Source organism: Flavobacterium sp. WC2416 (genome assembly GCF_041200095.1).
Taxonomy (GTDB): domain Bacteria; phylum Bacteroidota; class Bacteroidia; order Flavobacteriales; family Flavobacteriaceae; genus Flavobacterium.
Genome location: NZ_CP165626.1, coordinates 609,032 through 628,189 on the forward strand (window position 1 = coordinate 609,032; position 19,158 = coordinate 628,189).

Below are 19,158 nucleotides of genomic sequence, written 5' to 3' on the forward strand. Positions count from 1 at the left end.
TTTTTGTAACAAAATAAATTATTTTAGACAAATATTTAAAATCTTATAAAATATCAATAAATGAATAGTATTAAACCTATTTTACTTTCTGCTTTTGCCGTTATGGTGTTGGCGGGATGTGGAGCTCAAAAACAAGTTTCAAGCCTTAGTTCAGTTGCCCTAATAAGTGCCCCTTTAAATATTAAGAAAGTTGCCCCTTTAAAAGAAAGCGAATTAAAACGCTGGAGTCACTTAGATATTGTAAAAGATACGATTCCAGGAATGAGTGTTGATAGAGCGTATTCGGAATTATTAAAGAACAAAACGGGTGTAAAAGTTATTGTTGGAATTGTAGATTCTGGTGTGGACATCGAACATGAAGATTTAAAAGATGTGGTTTGGACCAATACAAAAGAGATTCCAGGAAACGGAATTGATGATGATAAAAACGGTTACATTGATGATATTCATGGTTGGAACTTCCTTGGAGACATTACAAAAGAAAATTTAGAATACGAAAGAATTATAAAGGATAAAAGTTTAGTTGACGAGGCGACATATCTTGAAGCTAAAAAACTAAATGATGACAAAATTGCTGAAGCAAAAGCTGGAAAAGAGCGTTTGGAAGAATTGTTATTTGGAACTTCAAATGCAGATGCCGTTTTAACGAAACATTTTGCAAAACCAGTATACACCATTAAAGAAGTAAATGAAATAGAATCAAAAGACTCTACACTTTTGGGAAGCAAAGTAATGATGCAAAGAATGCTTTCTTATGGATTGAGCGTTCCGGAATTAAAAGTTGCTATTAAAGATGATATTGATGGAATGATTGCATTGCTTAATGGTGATAATCTAAAACAAAACTATAGAGCTGTTGTAGGTGACAATCCAAACGATATTACAGATACAAAATACGGAAATAATAACGTGATGGGACCGGACAAAGAGAAAATCCTTCATGGAACTCATGTTGCCGGAATTGTAGCTCAAGTTAGAAATAACGGTATAGGTGGAGACGGAATCGCATCTAATGTTGAAATTTTAACGGTACGTGCTGTGCCAGATGGTGATGAGTATGATAAAGATATTGCATTAGGAATTCGTTATGCAGTTGATAATGGAGCCAAAGTAATTAACGGAAGTTTTGGTAAAAGTTTTTCACCACACAAGCAATGGGTTTACGACGCTATTAAATATGCCGAAAAGAAAGATGTATTAATCGTTCATGCCGCAGGAAATGATGCGGAAGATATTGATAGTTACAATAATTATCCAAATGATTCTGATGACAAGAAAACAGAATTTGCTGATAACATGATTACTATTGGAGCATTAAATTTTGATTACAGCGATAAAGTGGTGGCCCGTTTTTCAAATATTGGAAAAGTGAATGTGGATGTTTTTGCTCCAGGAGTAAAAATTTATGCTTCGACACCTAATAATACGTACAAATATTTACAAGGGACGTCAATGGCTTCACCAAATGTTGCTGGAGTTGCGGCTATTATTCGTTCGTATTATCCTAAATTATCTGCTTCACAAGTAAAACACATATTGATGGATTCTGGAGTGGCTATTACTACAAATGTTATTGTTGGAGGTAATCCAAAAGATACACGTTCATTTACTACTTTGTCTAAATCAGGGAAAATGGTGAATGCTTACAATGCTATTTTAATGGCTGATAAAATGTCAAAAAAATAAATTATATACTTATTAATCTAATGGAAGGACGGAAGTCCTTCCATTTTTTATTTTAAAAAAAAATGAGAAAATTACTTTTACTTTCAATTGTCACATTCAATTTCGGGTCCTTAATGGCTCAAAATTCTACCTATTGGCAACAACATGTTGATTACAAAATGGAGGTTGCTATGGATGTGAAAAACTACCAATACAAAGGAAAGCAAGAATTGGTATATACTAACAATTCATCCGATACTCTTAAAACAGTTTATTACCATTTATTCAATAATGCTTTTCAGCCAGGAAGCGAAATGGATGCACGCTTACACAGCATCAAAGATCCTGATGGAAGAATGGTAAACAAAGTTGTTGTTGATGGAAAAGAAGTTAAAGTAAGCCGAATTGAAAGTTTAAAACCCAACGAAATAGGATATTTAAAAATCACTAATTTCAAACAAGATGGTGTTGATGCTATTGCAAAAACTGTAGGGACAATTCTAGAAGTTACTTTGGCTAAGCCAATTTTACCTAATACAAAAACAACATTTACGCTTGATTTTGACGGACAAGTCCCAGTACAAATTCGTCGTTCTGGTAGAAATAATTCCGAAGGAGTAGAGTTGTCAATGGCGCAATGGTATCCAAAAATGGCCGAATTTGATTTTGAAGGTTGGCATGCTGATCCGTATATCGCTAGAGAATTTCATGGTGTTTGGGGAAATTTTGATGTAACAATCAATATCGATAAGGATTATACTTTAGGAGGTTCAGGATATTTACAAAACCAAAACGAAATAGGACATGGGTATCAAGATGAAGGAGTTACTGTAGCATATCCGAAGAAAACAAAAACATTAAGCTGGCATTTTGTAGCGCCTATGGTGCACGATTTTACTTGGGCTGCTGATAAAAATTACATCCACGATGTAGTAAAAGGACCAAATGATGTGGCTTTACATTTCTTGTATAAAGACTACCCAAAAACAGTGGAGAATTGGAAAAAACTAGAGCCAATGATGGTGAAGGTGATGGATTTTTATAATAAAAACATTGGAAATTATCCTTACAAACAATACTCTTTTATTCAAGGTGGAGATGGCGGAATGGAGTATGCTATGTGTACGTTAATGTTAGGAAACGGAACCTTAGAAGGAATTTATGGTACGGCAACGCATGAGTTGGGACACTCTTGGTTCCAACATATTTTAGCCTCAAATGAGTCTAAACATCCTTGGATGGATGAAGGATTTACTACTTATGTAGAGGATTTAGCTATCAATGAATTATCGGGAAAAAAAGTAGCAAACCCTTTTGAAGGAAATTACAAAGCCTATTATAGATTAGTAGAATCAGGTAAAGAGCAACCACAAACAACGCATGGGGATCGTTATGATGAGAATAGACCCTATAGCATTTCTTCCTACGTAAAAGGAAGTATCTTTTTGTCACAGTTGCGATATGTTATTGGAGATGATAAATTGGCAGAAACTATCAAAAGATATTTCCATGATTTTAAATTCAAACATCCTACGCCTAACGATATCAAAAGGAGTGCAGAACGTGTTTCGGGAGCAAATCTAGATTGGTATTTAGTGGATTGGACTGAGACTACTAACACGATTGATTACGGAATCAAAGCCGTAACGGAAAATGGAGATCAAACAACAGTAAGTTTGGAAAGAATAGGAAGAATGCCAATGCCGATTGACTTAACTGTAGAATACACAGATGGAACTTCAGAAAGTTTTTATGTTCCCTTACGTATGATGAGTTTTGTAAAAGAAAATCCAAATCCATTAGTTAAAAGAACGGTTTTAAACGACTGGACTTGGGCAGCATCTAATTATGATTTTACGATTGCTAAACCCAAAAGTACTATCAAGAAAATCACTATTGATCCAAGCGGATTAATGGCTGATGTAAAACAAACGAATAACTTTTATGAAGTAAAGTAATATTTTATGCTTTTATTTTTCTTTTAATTTACTTAGATTCTCTAACATATCAACTGTCATGGTTTCCAAATCATATTTGTGTTTCCATCCCCAATCTTCTCGAGCTTGATGGTCATCAATACTAGCAGGCCAACTGTTGGCTATTTTTTGACGAAAGTCGGGTTCATAGGTAATTGTAAAATCTGGGATGTGTTTTTTGATTTCAGCTGCAATTTCTGTTGGTGTAAAACTCATGGCAGCCAAGTTATAGGACGAATGAATTTTGATTTCCTCTTCTGGCGCCTGCATGATTTGAATCGTTGCTGCAATCGCATCATCCATATACATCATTGGCATTTTAGTTTCTGAGGATAAAAAGCATTCGTATTTTTTATCCGAAAGGGCTTTGTGAAAAATATCCACAGCATAATCAGTAGTTCCACCCCCTGGAGGCGATGACCAGCTAATTAAACCAGGATAACGGATGCTTCGTACATCCACTCCAAAGATATTATGGTAGTATTCGCACCATCTTTCACCAGCTTGCTTACTTATTCCATAAACCGTTGAAGGCTCCATAATGGTGTATTGAGGTGTGTTTTCTTTAGGTGTTGTAGGTCCAAAAACGGCAATACTAGAAGGCCAAAATATTTTTTTTATTTTTCCGGCTTTCGCCAAATTCAAAACGTGAAATAACGAGTTCATATTCAAATCCCAAGCAAATGCAGGGTTTTTCTCTGCAGTTGCTGATAGTAAAGCAGCCATTAAATACACATCAGTTATATTGTGGATTTCTACTAAATGCTCGATTTGGTTAAAATCCAACGCATTTATAACTTCAAAAGGCCCAGAATTAACAACGTCAATATTTAGTTTTCTGATATCAGACGCTATAACATTTTCGACTCCATAAATTTTTCTCAGTGAAAGAGTCAACTCGGTACCAATTTGGCCACAAGCTCCAATAATCAATATTTTTGTACTCATTTGAATGTGATTTAAAGGACAAAGATAACGTTTTCGTAAACAGTTTAATCGCATCGAAGCGAGTTTGCAAATTGTATAAATAAACACTTAAAATCATAATTTTATAACTATTTTTTTGGCATTTTTCGTGTTAAAAATGCAGTGTTTGAAGCTGAATTGTAATTCCTCTTTTCAAGTCATTTTTTATAAATTTACTTTGTAACTTTGTGCTTCAATGCAATTACAATGAAATATAAAATTTTATATACTTTTTTTCTGGTGCTAATTCTTTCTTCATGTAAAAATGACGATCAAAAAAGAGTGGCTGAAAACGAAAAAGAAGCTAAAAAGAAAGAACTTATTTTTTCTACTATAAATAAAGGTTGGGTTTTTTATGACACACCAATTAATGATGCTTCTGAAGGCAGTGTTGCATCTTGGAATGAGTTCCGTCAATTTTTGGCTGAACTAGCCATTAAGCCCAAAAAAACTATTGGGGCATTTCAACAAAAATCGGCAGCCATTTCAAAGAAAGCGATGGCGTTGAATAACAATATTCCATATCAATACAACAAGCCTCAAATAAAAAGTAGGATTTCGACCTTGATTACTAAAGTTCGTATGTTAGACTTATTCATTCATTTAGACAATATTCCTGATCAAAAAGTCATTCATTTAATTGCTGAAATAAATAATGAACTGAGTTCCTTGCAAAGACAAATGGATAAAATTGTTGAAAAAGGCAAAATTCCAGTCGAAGAAGGAGAGTCTGAGTTAAAACAAATGATGGACGCTTCAAGAGCAATCCCAAACACCCCAATTGACCCAAATACCCCTCGCGTTGAGTAAAAAAAATCTATACAACACTTACGATAGTTCGCCTAAAACGAAACAAATTGTTGATTGTTTACAAGAAAATAATCAAGTAAAAATGCATCTTAGCGGTTTGCTTGGATCGGCCGTTTCATTTGTGATTCAAGCTTTATTCAAGAAAGCCGAACTTCCTTTTTTAATTGTATTAAATAATAAAGAGGAAGCCGCTTATTATTTGAATGATTTAGAGCAAATGATAGGCGATAAAGATGTTTTATTTTATCCAGGTTCCTATCGCCGTCCGTACCAAATTGAAGAGACCGATAATGCGAATGTTTTGCTACGCGCTGAGGTGTTGAACCGCATCAATTCTCGCAAGAAACCAGCTGTTATTGTCAGTTATCCCGAAGCACTATTTGAAAAAGTAGTAACCCGCAGAGATTTAGATAAGAACACACTAAAAGTAGCGGTTGGAGACCAACTTTCTATCGACTTTATCAATGAGGTTTTATTCGAATATGAATTTAAACGGGTTGATTTTATTACGGAACCAGGGGAGTTTTCGGTACGTGGTGGAATTGTAGATGTTTTTTCTTTTTCGAATGATAATCCGTACCGAATAGAGTTTTTTGGTAACGAAGTAGATAGTATTCGAAGCTTTGATGTAGGTACACAATTGTCTATCGAAATTCAAAAAAAAATTACCATTATCCCTAATGTGGAGAATAAAGTATTTCAAGAAAACAGAGAAAGTTTCTTGGATTATATTTCGGAAAAAACGGTAATTTTTATTCAAAACACAGAGGATTTATTTTCACAATTAGACAAACAATTTGCGAAAGCTGAAGAAGCTTTTGAGAAATTATCCAAAGATATAAAGCACGCAACACCAGAACAATTGTTTCTCAATCAATCGGCTTTTATCAAGAGAGCTTTAGATTTCTCGGTTGTAGAATTCAGTTCTAAAGCCATTTTTCGAACTACTAAAAAATTCGAATTCCACATTCAGCCACAACCGTCTTTCAATAAGCAATTTGATTTGTTGTTAAATAACCTGAATGAAAATCATTTTAACGGATATAAAAATTACTTGTTTTGTTCGAATGAGGCCCAAGCCAAACGATTTCATGATATTTTTGAAACCTTGGACGAAGCCAATTCTGAGGATATTCGAAAACAATACAGCACTATCGTTTTACCTTTGTACCAAGGTTTTATTGATGAAGAAAATCAAATTGCCTGTTATACCGATCACCAAATTTTTGAACGCTACCATAAATTTAGCATCAAAAATGGCTATTCGAAAAAACAGAATATCACTTTAAAAGAATTAACGACTTTGTCGGTTGGGGACTATGTGACGCATATCGATCACGGTATTGGGCGTTTTGGTGGATTACAAAAAATACAGGTTGAAGGAAAAACGCAGGAAACCATTAAGCTTGTTTATGCTGATAATGATATTGTTTATGTGAGTATTCATTCGCTACACAAAATCTCAAAATATACGGGTAAAGACGGAACACCTCCTAAAATTTATAAATTAGGATCGAATGCTTGGAAAGTTTTAAAACAAAAAACTAAGGCCAGAGTCAAACATATTGCCTTCAACTTGATTCAGTTGTATGCGAAAAGGAGACTCGACAAAGGATTCCAGTTTGCACCAGATAGTTATTTGCAAAACGAATTAGAAAGTTCGTTTATTTACGAAGATACACCGGATCAAACTAAATCTACAGCCGAAGTAAAAGCAGATATGGAAAGCGACCGACCAATGGATCGGTTGGTTTGTGGAGACGTAGGATTTGGAAAAACAGAGGTGGCGATTCGTGCCGCTTTTAAGGCAGTTGATAATAGTAAACAAGTAGCGATTTTGGTTCCTACAACCATTCTAGCCTACCAGCATTACCGAACATTTACCGAAAGGCTAAAAGACATGCCAGTTTCTATTGGGTACTTAAATCGTTTTAGAACAGCCAAACAAAAAGCAGAAACGCTAAAGTTATTAGCAGAAGGAAAATTAGATATTGTTATTGGAACACATCAATTAGTCAATAAAAATGTAGTCTTTAAGGATTTAGGTTTATTGATTGTAGATGAGGAACAAAAATTTGGTGTCAATGTAAAAGACAAACTAAAAACAATAGCAGCCAATGTGGATACGTTGACCTTAACGGCAACGCCTATCCCAAGAACCTTGCAATTCTCATTGATGGCAGCGCGTGATTTATCCGTAATTACAACGCCACCGCCTAATAGATATCCTATTGAAACGAATGTAGTAGGATTTAGCGAAGAGTTGATTCGGGATGCTATTTCGTATGAAATTCAGCGTAACGGACAGGTTTTCTTTATTAATAATCGAATTGAAAACATTAAGGAAGTTGCTGGAATGATTCAGCGATTAGTTCCTAATGCCAGAGTAGGTATTGGTCACGGCCAAATGGAAGGAAAAAAACTCGAGGAATTGATGTTAGCCTTCATGAACGGAGAATTTGATGTATTGGTTGCAACTACTATCATCGAAAGTGGATTAGATGTTCCCAATGCGAATACCATTTTTATTAATAATGCCAATAATTTTGGATTGTCTGATTTGCATCAAATGCGTGGTCGAGTAGGGCGTAGTAACAAAAAAGCATTCTGTTACTTTATATGTCCTCCATATTCAGCGATGACTGATGATGCTAGAAAACGTATTCAGGCCTTGGAGCAATTCAGCGAACTAGGAAGCGGATTTAATATTGCCATGAAAGATTTAGAGATTCGTGGTGCAGGAGATTTATTAGGTGGAGAGCAATCTGGTTTTATAAACGAAATTGGTTTTGATACCTATCAAAAAATCATGAATGAAGCTATTGAGGAATTGAAAGAAAACGAATTCAAAGACTTATATCCTACCGAGAATAATATAGAAACCAAGGAATACGTAAAAGATCTTCAAATCGATACGGATTTTGAATTATTATTTTCAGATGAATACATTAATAATATTAGTGAGCGTCTTAATTTGTACAATGAATTAGGAGCGATTAAAAGCGAAGAAGATTTACAGGTTTTCCAGAAAAAATTGATTGACCGTTTTGGTCCTATGCCACCACGAGCGATTGCTTTAATGAACAGCATACGAATCAAATGGATTGCTAGTGGAATTGGTATAGAGAAGCTAGTAATGAAACAAGGCAAGATGATTGGTTATTTTGTATCCGATCAACAATCGGATTATTATCAATCGGTTCGTTTTCATAAAGTGTTGCAGTTTGTACAAAAAGAAAGTAGTCTTTGTAAAATGAAGGAAAAACAAACTCCAAATGGTTTGCGTTTGCTATTGACTTTTGAGAATGTAAAATCAACTAGAAGAGCATTGGAATTGATGGAAATGTTGGGGGGAGTGGAAAAGTAATATTACAAATTAGCCCTTCTTTTAGACACAAATTAAAAAGCTTTCAATCGTAATCAGGTTGAAAGCTTTTTATTGTTATATTTGATTTTTACAAATTCATTCGCAATGAAATTAAAATCAATAGACGAGTTTTACCAAGAAATCTCTGGAGACGCTAGTACGGAATTGAGCAGCTTATTACCAGACGGTATCCAAAAAGAAATAGGACATTTCAATGTTTTTAATATCAAAGAACTTTATGAAAGATTAAAGGAAAAGTCATTTATGCCTTATGATCGAAGGGCCTATTATAAAATAAGTTTGATACGAGGAAAAAATAGAGTGGAGTATGCTGATAAAGTAATTGAAATTGAAAAGAATGCCCTTTTATTTGCTACGCCAAAAATACCTTATAACTATGTCCCACAGGATACCCAGCAGTCGGGGCATTTTTGTGTCTTTACCAGTGAATTTTTGACGAAGGACAAAATTGGAATTGAATTAGATAGCCTTCCTATTTTTCAAACAAATGGCTATCCTGTTTTCCAATTGACCGATGAAGAAGTCATTGAGGTTGATATGTTATTCAATAAAATCCATAAAGAAATCAATTCTGATTATGTGTATAAATATGATTTGATTCGCAATTATGTTTCGGAGTTGATACACTTTGGACAAAAACTACAACCCGTTACTGCTTTATATTCTAAGCATAATTCGACTGCTAGAGTGGCTTCTCTTTTTGTAGAATTACTAGAAAGACAGTATCCTGTTGAATCTCCACGTCAAAGAGTAGAATTAAGAACGGCCAAAGATTTTGCTGCGCGATTGGCTGTTCATGTCAATCACTTGAATAAAGTATTAAAAGAGAATTCAGGTAAAACTACAACCGAATTAATCAGTGAACGATTGATTTATGAGGCAAAGATTTTATTAAAAGAAACCGATTGGAATATTTCCGAAATTGCCTATTCACTGGGTTTTGAGGAACTGGCACATTTTTCCAATTTCTTTAAAAAACAAACTACATTGACGCCTTTGTCTTTTAGAGTTTAAAACGACATGATTTGAATTTTGCAAACTATGGATTGATATTTACAATTGATGAAGTGTACATCTGTATTAATTTTGTTCTATCAAATAAAAACAAATCAAAATGGAAAACAAAAAAAATAAAATCGCTCTAGTGACTGGTGGTAGTCGCGGATTAGGAAAAGAAATGGCTTTAAGTTTAGCTAAAAAAGGACTTGATGTAGTATTGACTTACCACAGTAAAAAGGAAGAAGCAGAAGTGGTTGTAGGTGAAATTGAAAAACTGGGACAAAAGGCAGTTGCAATTCAGTTGAATGTTGCGGAATCAAGTAGTTTTGATTCGTTTTTTCAAAATGTAACAACGGTTTTAAAAAGCACTTTTAATAAGGATAAATTTGACTTTTTAGTTAATAATGCAGGTGTGGGAGTTCATGAAGGTTTTTTAACAACTACCGAGGCTCAAGTAGACAACATGGTTAATATTCATTTTAAAGGAGCATTTTTTCTAACTCAAAAAGCGTTAGCAGTAATGAATGACGGTGGTGGAATTGTAAATATTTCTTCAGGATTAACTCGTTTTTCATTCCCAGGTTATGCTGCTTATGCAAGTATGAAAGGAGCAATAGAAACCTTATCCAAGTACCAAGCAAAAGAATTGGGAGAACGAAAAATAAGAGTGAATATCGTGGCACCAGGAGCTATAGAAACTGATTTTGGTGGCGGTGCAGTTCGTGACAATGAACAATTAAACCAAATGATTGCTGCAATGACAGCATTAGGAAGAGTAGGCTTGCCAGACGATATTGGTAGCGTAGTTGCTTTTCTATGTACAGATGATGCTAAATGGGTCAATGCACAACGAATTGAAGTTTCAGGCGGAATGAATTTGTAAAAATAAATTCAAATAAGCTAAACTATTTTGAAAATATAAAAGGGTGTATGAAAAGTAATTCACACACCCTTTTTTTAGTTAATAGTTTTTTTAACTATTTTATAATCAGTTTTTTGGTAGCGTCTAAATTATTCGAATGAATTGAAATAAAATACATACCAGTTGCTAAATTGTGATTAATTATTGTAGAGGTATTAATCTCTTTTGTAAATACAATTTTACCGTTCAAATCAGTAATTTTAACAGTTGCTATATCATTTTGTTCTAATTCAGGTAAGGCTATATTAAATTGATTGTTGGTTGCTGGATTAGGATAAATAGTAATCGAACTAATTAGGTCTTCTTAATTCGAAAGAGTTTTTGAATTTGATACTTTTGAAGTAGAAGTTCCAGCCGCTACAGCATTCAATTGCCATTGTGCACTATAAAAACTGTCTTGAGCACCAGAATATTGGGCCGCTCCCGTTTGTCCTTCTACATTGACAATACTTGCCGGCTGCCATTTATTTCTAATTCTGATCCAAGTTCCATCAATATATTCTGGAGTCCATTGCGCACTCGACCAACCTGCCGTAATTGCACCACATTGTACAGAACCGGTTTGATTTTCGATGTGCATGAACTCTCCTGTACCTAGGTTTTTGAATTGAGTGTAACGACCATCAATCATTACTTTTTCCCATCGATAATTATTGTTTGCTACTGTTGCCCCATAGGCTACATTATTCCCCGCATCGTAGAGATAGGTTCCTTTCCATCTATTTTGAATTGTATAATAATAGAGGTTTGTGACAACAAGATATTGATAAGGATTCAAAGTCATTGTTGCTCCTGAAGTCAAGTTAATCGTTGTACCAGAATAGACTTCTTTATACGAGCCTGCCATGGCTGCTGGGACAACAAACGTAGATGATGAACCTCGGAGGTTGGTAAGAACAATAACTTTTTCGCTACCTGATGTTTTAGTAAAAGCACAAACATTGGTGTTTGAATAATTGGTCATTGTGCCACGTCTTATAGCTACGCTTGAATTTCTGAAATTTAGAATTTTAGTAAAATCATTTTTTGCGGTAGTGTTACCCCAATTAATTTTTACAGAGGTATACGGCCATGGAATTACCTGATTAAAATCTACTTCTTGTCCACTGGTTAACATAGGAACCCCTCGCATGTAAGCTGATACCAGAAAATTTGCAATTACTCCATCGTGACCTCCAAAAACATTCATGGCTGTTTCTGAAGTTTCGGTATCGTGATTAGCGGTATATCTAACCAGCTGCTGTGAGGCATTTGCCGAAGTGTATTCCGTATTTGTGGTCGTTTGAATTTGCGCAACAGAAGTGCCGGTATGTATGGGTTTCAGTGCCTCACCATACCATTTAAACCCAAAATTCATGTCAAAACCGGAGGTGAAATTTTGTGCAAAGGTTCCTTCTGCAAAAAATATTAATTTGTGGGCACTAATTCCTCTTAAATTACTGATGGCTTGAGTCCAGAAAGCAGCAGGGGAATTGTCGGCAAAATCACAGCGATAGCCATCAATATTAGCAGCAAATACCCAATAACGCATAGCATCAATCATAGCCGTTTTCATTGCTGTGCTGTTAAAATTTAATGCCGCGACATCAGGATAAGATCCTAATTGCTGAATTGCGCCGTTACTTTGAACATAGTAATCGGGATGTTGTGTAATCCATGGATGATCCCAAGAAGTTTGATTGGCAACCCAGTCCAAAATAACAGCCATTCCTCTGCTGTGAGCTGCATTAGTAAGGTTTCTTAAATCTGTTAAAGAACCATATTCAGCCCCTACTGTTTTAAACTCTTTGATACAATACGGTGAATTGGAACTTCTAGAGTCAGTTCCATATGGGTAAATAGGCATTAGATACAGTACATTAATACCGAGTGCTTTGATACGGTCTAAATCAGCAGTTACTGAGGCTAAATTTCCTGTCGCACTATGAGGGCGAATATGTACTTGATAAATAGTTGCATCTCTTGGATCTGGCACTCCTGTATATGGAGTTCCATACTGAGCAGGATCTTGAGCATAGATGGAGCTTGTAAATAAGATAATCAAAAGATTTAAACAAAGTAGTAGCTCTTTTGATTGGCTTAAACAGTTTATTAATAGTCTCGAAATGGTTTTTTTCTTCATTGGTTTTTTTTGGTTTTTTGGTTAATTTAAAAAAAGTCGGTTTAATTGAGTTTTACTTTTCAAGCAATACTGTAATTAACACTATAGGGTTACTAGCATTAAAATCAATTAACTTTCCTTTTTGAAGGTTGTTAAGATGTATGCAAATGGGTTTGTATTATAATGTTAACGTTTAATTAAAAAGGAATTTTGAAATAAAAAAAACACCTCCTAAGAGGTGTTTTAAACAAAACTAAAATGAACTTAAAACGTATATTGTAGTAAAATTTCATTGGTATTTTTAGCACTAGCCATTGTTGAAATCGTACTCATTTCATAAGCATACCCAATGATGAATTTCTTGTTAAGAATAAAATTAGCCATTGCAGCATAGGCTTTATCAGTTCGGTATAATGCACCTACTTCAAAGTTTTGTTGTATTTGCAACATCGTGCTAATATCAACTGAGAAAGGTGTAGCAGTAGCATATCGAGCCAAAACAGAAGGTTTCAATATTAATGTCCCTGCTGGATTAAGATTAAAATCATAACCACCGCTTAGATAAATTCTAGGTTTGTTAGTTTCTAATGTTGCATATCCATTGTCATTTTTTGCGTTTTGGATATGTAATAATTTAGGTACCGAAAGCGAGACATAGAATTTTTCACTTTTTAATAGGGCACCGGCTCCAAAGTTAGGGTTAAACGTTTTGATGGAACCAAAAGCAGGATCTGATTCAACAGAATATAGTTCTAGCCCAGCTGTGTTTAGATTAAAATTAGTACCTCCTGCATTAATACCCAAATACAAATCCGTGCTTTGACTCATTTTTACTTTATATGATAAATTAATATCTACTGCTGTTTGTTTTTCTATAAAAGTAGAAGAATTGACAACAGCGATACCAAAGCCAAGATTATTTGCAATTGGCATTCCAAAAGAAACGGCTTGCGTTTTTGGGGCATTTGCTATTCCGCTCCACTGATTTCTTATGGAACTTGTAATTACGGTTTGCTCATCAACACCTGCATAAGCAGGATTGATAACGTTCATGTGGTATTTGTAAAAAGCAAATGAGCTTTCTTGTTGGGCAAAAACGGAACTACCAATTAAGAGTAGTGTGGTTGCCAATATGTAATGTATATTTTTCATGTTACTTTTTTTATAAATTATTTAGCAATGTAAATCCACCCTTGTTGATCAATAGAACCATCATTACCTAAATCAATTTGATAGAAATAAGAACCTATGGCTACAATTTTACCCGTGTTTTTGTATTCTCCATTCCAGTCATTCTGATAATCAGGAGAAAAATACACTTCAGCTCCCGTGCTGTTGAAAACACGAACAGATGAATTGGGGTGATTGATTAAATTATTTATAAACCAAGTATCATTTTTACCATCACCATTTGGTGAAAATCCTTCGGCTACATTTATTTCAACTAAGTCACAAGCATCGCCAATACCATCATGGTCAATATCTGCCTGATCTTGATTATACGTTGTAGGACAATTGTCATTGACATCTAGAATTCCATCAAAATCATGGTCTTCATTGTACACTTCGATAGAGAAGCTCTTTGATGTAGAACCTATTGCATTAGTTGCGGTTACTGTATAGTTGATAACATCAGTTTCGATTGTGGGTCTACCTGATACTGTTCCGTTAGCAGTATTTAAAATTAGGCCAAAAGGCAATGACGGATTTATACTAAAAGTCGAAATTGGATTTGAAATTACAGTTGGTACTACTGTTTCCATTACAATGTTTATGGGTAGTCTAAGGTCTCCTGTATAAGTTAGGTTTGTTGGTACACCTTGTATTTCTATACTAATTGTTTTGGAAGAAAAACCATAACTATTGGTTGCAGATACTGTGTAAGCACTTGCAGATTGAATGCTTGTTGGTGTTCCACTGATAATTCCAGTAACAGCGTCCAATTGCAATCCTTCAGGTAATGATGGATTTACCGTGTAAACAAGATTGCCAAGACCTACATCTACTGATGGTACTAAGCTCGAAATTGTTGTATTTGAAACAAAAATATTTGGGGTATTATAAGTTAATTTACTTGGTGCTGAAGGGATTAAAATACTATATTCTGCTGTCGTTTTATTAAAAGTAATATTGTAAGTACCAGCGGTTGGCACTGTTATAGGATCAGCATCAACAACAGCAGTTCCTGAAGGGAAAGCAGTTCCACCCCAATTATAAGGCAATGTCCAAGCGTGATTTCCTCTAAATTTTAGAGCACCAGGAACCAAAGCTACACCATTCAGCGTATACGTAATTCCATCGGTGGTAACCATATCGGTATCCGTTACCCAAGCACCTGGAGTCGCATCACCAAAAATACTGATTATTGGATGGTTTACTGTTGGAATCGCAATCGAATAAACAGCAGTTTCAATGTTAAAAGTAATATTGTAAGTACCAGCTGTAGGCACTGTTATAGGATCAGCATCAACAACGGCAGTTCCCGAAGGAAAAGCAGTTCCACCCCAGTTATAGGGTAATGTCCAAGCGTGATTTCCTCTAAATTTTAAAGCACCAGGAACCAAAGCTACACCATTGAGCGTATACGTAATTCCATCTGTGGTAGTCATATCGGTATCCGTTACCCAAGCACCTGGAGTGGCGTCACCAAAAATACTGATTATTGGATGGTTTACTGTTGGAATCGCAATCGAATAAACAGCAGTTTCAATGTTAAAAGTAATATTGTAAGTACCAGCGGTTGGTACTGTTATAGGATCAGCATCAACAACGGCAGTTCCCGAAGGAAAAGCAGTTCCACCCCAGTTATAGGGTAATGTCCAAGCGTGATTTCCTCTAAATTTTAAAGCACCAGGAACCAAAGCTACACCATTGAGCGTATACGTAATTCCATCTGTGGTAGTCATATCGGTATCCGTTACCCAAGCACCTGGAGTGGCGTCACCAAAAATACTGATTATTGGATGGTTTACTGTTGGAATCGCAATCGAATAAACAGCAGTTTCAATGTTAAAAGTAATATTGTAAGTACCAGCTGTAGGTACTGTTATAGGATCAGCATCAACAACGGCAGTTCCTGAAGGGAAGTCAGTTCCACCCCAGTTATAAGGCAAGTCCCAAGCGTGATTTCCTCTAAATTTTAAAGCACCAGGAACCAAAGCTACACCATTGAGCGTATACGTAATTCCATCTGTGGTAGTCATATCGGTATCCGTTACCCAAGCACCTGGAGTGGCGTCACCAAAAATACTGATTATTGGATGGTTTACTGTTGGAATCGCAATCGAATAAACAGCAGTTTCAATGTTAAAAGTAATATTGTAAGTACCAGCTGTAGGCACTGTTATAGGATCAGCATCAACAACGGCAGTTCCTGAAGGGAAGTCAGTTCCACCCCAGTTATAAGGCAAGTCCCAAGCGTGATTCCCTCTAAATTTTAGAGCACCAGGAACTAAAGCTACACCATTGAGCGTATACGTAATTCCATCGGTGGTAACCATATCGGTATCCGTTACCCAAGCACCCGGAGTAGCGTCTCCAAAAATACTGATTATTGGATGGTTTACTGTTGGAATCGCAATCGAATAAACAGCAGTTTCAATGTTAAAAGTAATATTGTAAGTACCAGCGGTTGGCACTGTTATAGGATCAGCATCTACTACTGCAGTTCCCGAAGGAAAAGCAGTTCCACCCCAGTTGTAGGGTAATGTCCAAGCGTGATTTCCTCTAAATTTTAAAGCACCAGGAACTAAAGCTACACCATTGAGCGTATACGTAATTCCATCTGTGGTAGTCATATCGGTATCCGTTACCCAAGCACCTGGAGTGGCGTCTCCAAAGATGCTGACGGTTAGAAAAACTGCATTCTGTTTTTCAACTGAATGAAGTGGTGGCTTTTTTGCATTTGCAAAAGAGATTGTCAATAGACAAATAATAAAAAAGAGTAATTTCTTTTTCATGGTTTTTTGGTTTTAGTTAATAATCGTGGTTTTTGTGATGTTGTTTAATAAGCCCTATTACTAAAAGAAGATTTTGTAATAGGGCTTGTTGTTGTTCAAATTACAGTTTTTTCAATCCCTTCATTTCTGAAGCATCCCCTTCTTTAATACTGATGGCAGTCCCTCCACCAGGAGCAATGTATTGTTTCAAAACACTTTTTGAAGTCACTATGATTTTTTGAATCGTATAATTTTGTGGTTTTTCATTCCAACTAGCATCTTTAGCATCTGCATAAACAGTTGCTATGAATTTTTTTCCTTTTGGTAAATAGTCAAAAGCAATAGTTGCCGTTCTTGAATTTTCATCAGTGATTCCTCCTACGAACCATTCATTTTTCCCTTTTGCTTTTCGGGCAATAGTAATGTAATCTCCAGGCTCTGCTTCTAGGATATAACTATTGTCCCAGTCTACTGCAACATCTTTTATAAACTGAAAAGCATCAGGAAAACGATTGTAATTGTCCGGAATATCAGCTGCCATTTGCAACGGGCTGTACATCGTCACATAATAAGCCAGTTGTTTTACCAATGTAGTGTTGACACGTTGATTCCCACCTGTTTTGTAATACGTAAGATCCGTTTGAAAAATACCGGGTGTATAATCCATTGGCCCACCCATCAAGCGAGTAAATGGTAAAATAGTGGTGTGTTCTGGAGCTAATCCTCCCATGGCTTCAAACTCCGTTCCTCGAGCTGATTCTTGAGCAACCCAGTTTGGATAGGTACGGTTTAATCCCGTAGGGCGAACTGCTTCGTGGCTGTCGATCATAATTTTATAATCGGCGGCACGCTCTGCAACATGTATGTAATGATTTACCATCCATTGTCCGTCATGGTGTTCACCACGCGGAATAATTTTCCCTACATATCCTGTTTTTACAGCATCATATCCGTTATCATTCATAAACTGAAAAGCACGATCTAAACGGCGTTCGTAGTTTGTTGCAGCTCCCGAAGTTTCGTGGTGCATGATAATCTTTACCCCTTTTGAGGCAGCGTATTCATGAACTGCTTTTACATCAAAATCAGGATAGGCAGTTGTGAAATCAAAAACTTCTTCTTTCCAATTGTTAATCCAATCTTCCCAACCTACATTCCATCCTTCGATAAGGATGGCATCAAATCCATTTTTTGCAGCGAAATCAATATATTCTTTGGCATGTTCTGTTGTTGCGCCGTGTTTTCCATTTGGTGTAAGCTTAGTAAAATCTTGGCCAAGCTTCACATTGTTCTCTTTCCCATACGCCCATGTGCTTTTTCCAGCCACGAAGTATTCCCACCAAATTCCAATGTATTTCACTGGTTTTATCCATGAAACATCTTTGTAAGCAGTGGGTTCGTTGAGGTTCAAGATCAGTTTTGAAGCCAAAATATCAGTGGCTTTATCGCTTACTACGATTGTTCTCCAAGGCGTTTGTGTATCCGTTTGCATGTATCCTTTATTTCCAACTGCATCAGGCGTAAGATGACTGCTCATTTTAAAAGTGTTTGCATCAACGTTTAAAGACATCGCTGGGTAATTAATCAATGCAGCCTCGTGAATATTGATGTATAAACCATCCGAAGATTTCATCATCGATGGGGTTTGTACAGCTAGATTTTTTATAGGCCATTGTGAATTAATTTCAACGGTAGCTTTTTTCATCAAGGAAGGAATTTCTGAAATCTTTGATGTGGTATACGCATATTCATTGGTGTCATAATCTCCTGGAATCCAGAAAATTTTATGGTCTCCAGCCAATTGAAATTCGGTATGTTCTTCTTTGATTACAAAATAATTAAGATCATTTTGTTTTGGAAATTCATATCTAAACCCCAATCCATCATTGAACAAACGAAAGCGAATTCGGATGAAACGATTGTTGTTTTTGGCTTGTGCCAAAGTAACTACCAATTCGTTGTAGTTGTCGCGAATGGTTTTTTCCTCACCCATAACTGGGTTCCAAGAATCATCAACTGATTTTTGTTCCGTATTAGTAATGGAAAAGCCATCCATAAACGAAGGCACATCTTTTATTTCTAATCCCAAAGTACTAGGCTTGATTACAGGTTTTCCTTTATAAGATAATTGATAAGAAGGAACACCATTTGCTACAAGTTCAAATTTTAGAACAAGATTCTTATTAGGTGAATTTATTTCTTGTGCTTGTACCAAAAAAGGAGCAAGGAAAATAAATAAAAACAACTGATGTAGATTTGTTTTTTTAAGTTTAAAGGTCATTTTTTTATTTTTTTAATTAATAGAGAATGCAATTCTGGTTGTATTAAAAATCTCTTTTGAATGCGTAGGAGGAGTGCGAAAAGTTCCCATTGAATTTTCCCAGCAGCTTAGG

Annotated in this window: 12 protein-coding genes; 6 read left to right on the plus strand and 6 right to left on the minus strand. The window is 35.6% G+C overall.

Features of this window, described 5'->3' with window-relative positions; all coding sequences use genetic code 11:
* Nucleotides 1–60 precede the first annotated feature (60 nt).
* Both AB3G39_RS02670 and AB3G39_RS02675 read left to right on the plus strand, forming a co-directional pair.
* On the plus strand, nt 61–1,686 hold the full coding sequence (locus AB3G39_RS02670) for a S8 family peptidase (RefSeq protein WP_369765947.1): 1,626 nt from the start codon (nt 61–63) through the stop codon (nt 1,684–1,686).
* A 62-nt stretch (nt 1,687–1,748) separates the two neighbouring features.
* Nucleotides 1,749–3,623 (plus strand): M1 family metallopeptidase, encoded by a 1,875-nt coding sequence (locus tag AB3G39_RS02675; protein WP_369765948.1) that lies wholly within the window; start codon nt 1,749–1,751, stop codon nt 3,621–3,623.
* A 12-nt stretch (nt 3,624–3,635) separates the two neighbouring features.
* On the opposite strand, the gene AB3G39_RS02680 is transcribed toward AB3G39_RS02675, so the two are convergent.
* Nucleotides 3,636–4,589: an L-threonine 3-dehydrogenase gene (locus tag AB3G39_RS02680; protein ID WP_369765949.1), complete on the minus strand. Its 954-nt coding sequence runs from the start codon at nt 4,587–4,589 to the stop codon at nt 3,636–3,638.
* A gap of 225 nt (nt 4,590–4,814) precedes the next feature.
* Here AB3G39_RS02680 and AB3G39_RS02685 point away from each other — a divergent pair, with 225 nt between their 5' ends.
* The 4 genes from AB3G39_RS02685 (at nt 4,815) to AB3G39_RS02700 (ending at nt 10,687) form a co-directional block, all read left to right on the plus strand.
* A complete protein-coding gene (locus AB3G39_RS02685; RefSeq protein ID WP_369765950.1) occupies nt 4,815–5,417 on the plus strand; it encodes a hypothetical protein in 603 nt (200 codons plus the stop codon).
* Complete coding sequence (mfd, locus tag AB3G39_RS02690; RefSeq protein ID WP_369765951.1) at nt 5,410–8,784, plus strand: transcription-repair coupling factor; 3,375 nt, start codon at nt 5,410–5,412, stop codon at nt 8,782–8,784. The genes AB3G39_RS02685 and mfd overlap by 8 nt, the downstream gene beginning before the upstream one ends.
* Before the next feature lie 105 nt (nt 8,785–8,889).
* The gene (locus AB3G39_RS02695; RefSeq protein ID WP_369765952.1) at nt 8,890–9,819 is read left to right on the plus strand and encodes a helix-turn-helix domain-containing protein; all 930 of its coding nucleotides are present in this window, start codon (nt 8,890–8,892) and stop codon (nt 9,817–9,819) included.
* A gap of 100 nt (nt 9,820–9,919) precedes the next feature.
* Nucleotides 9,920–10,687, plus strand: coding sequence for an SDR family NAD(P)-dependent oxidoreductase (locus AB3G39_RS02700; protein ID WP_369752814.1), 768 nt, complete (start codon nt 9,920–9,922; stop codon nt 10,685–10,687).
* A gap of 94 nt (nt 10,688–10,781) precedes the next feature.
* Here the strand turns inward: AB3G39_RS02700 and AB3G39_RS02705 are convergent, their stop codons facing one another.
* The 5 genes from AB3G39_RS02705 to AB3G39_RS02725 form a co-directional block, all read right to left on the minus strand.
* Nucleotides 10,782–11,021 carry a T9SS type A sorting domain-containing protein gene (locus tag AB3G39_RS02705; RefSeq protein WP_369766257.1) on the minus strand — a complete coding sequence of 80 codons (240 nt, stop codon included), beginning with the start codon at nt 11,019–11,021 and terminating at the stop codon, nt 10,782–10,784.
* 9 nt (nt 11,022–11,030) lie between these two features.
* A complete protein-coding gene (locus AB3G39_RS02710; RefSeq protein ID WP_369765953.1) occupies nt 11,031–12,848 on the minus strand; it encodes an alpha-amylase family glycosyl hydrolase in 1,818 nt (605 codons plus the stop codon).
* 243 nt (nt 12,849–13,091) lie between these two features.
* On the minus strand, nt 13,092–13,979 hold the full coding sequence (locus tag AB3G39_RS02715) for a type IX secretion system membrane protein PorP/SprF (protein ID WP_367772629.1): 888 nt from the start codon (nt 13,977–13,979) through the stop codon (nt 13,092–13,094).
* Nucleotides 13,980–13,996: 17 nt separating this feature from the next.
* Nucleotides 13,997–16,786 carry a gliding motility-associated C-terminal domain-containing protein gene (locus AB3G39_RS02720; protein ID WP_369769670.1) on the minus strand — a complete coding sequence of 930 codons (2,790 nt, stop codon included), beginning with the start codon at nt 16,784–16,786 and terminating at the stop codon, nt 13,997–13,999.
* Between the two features lie 100 nt (nt 16,787–16,886).
* A complete protein-coding gene (locus AB3G39_RS02725) occupies nt 16,887–19,046 on the minus strand; it encodes a glycoside hydrolase family 97 protein (RefSeq protein WP_367772625.1) in 2,160 nt (719 codons plus the stop codon).
* Nucleotides 19,047–19,158: the final 112 nt, after the last annotated feature.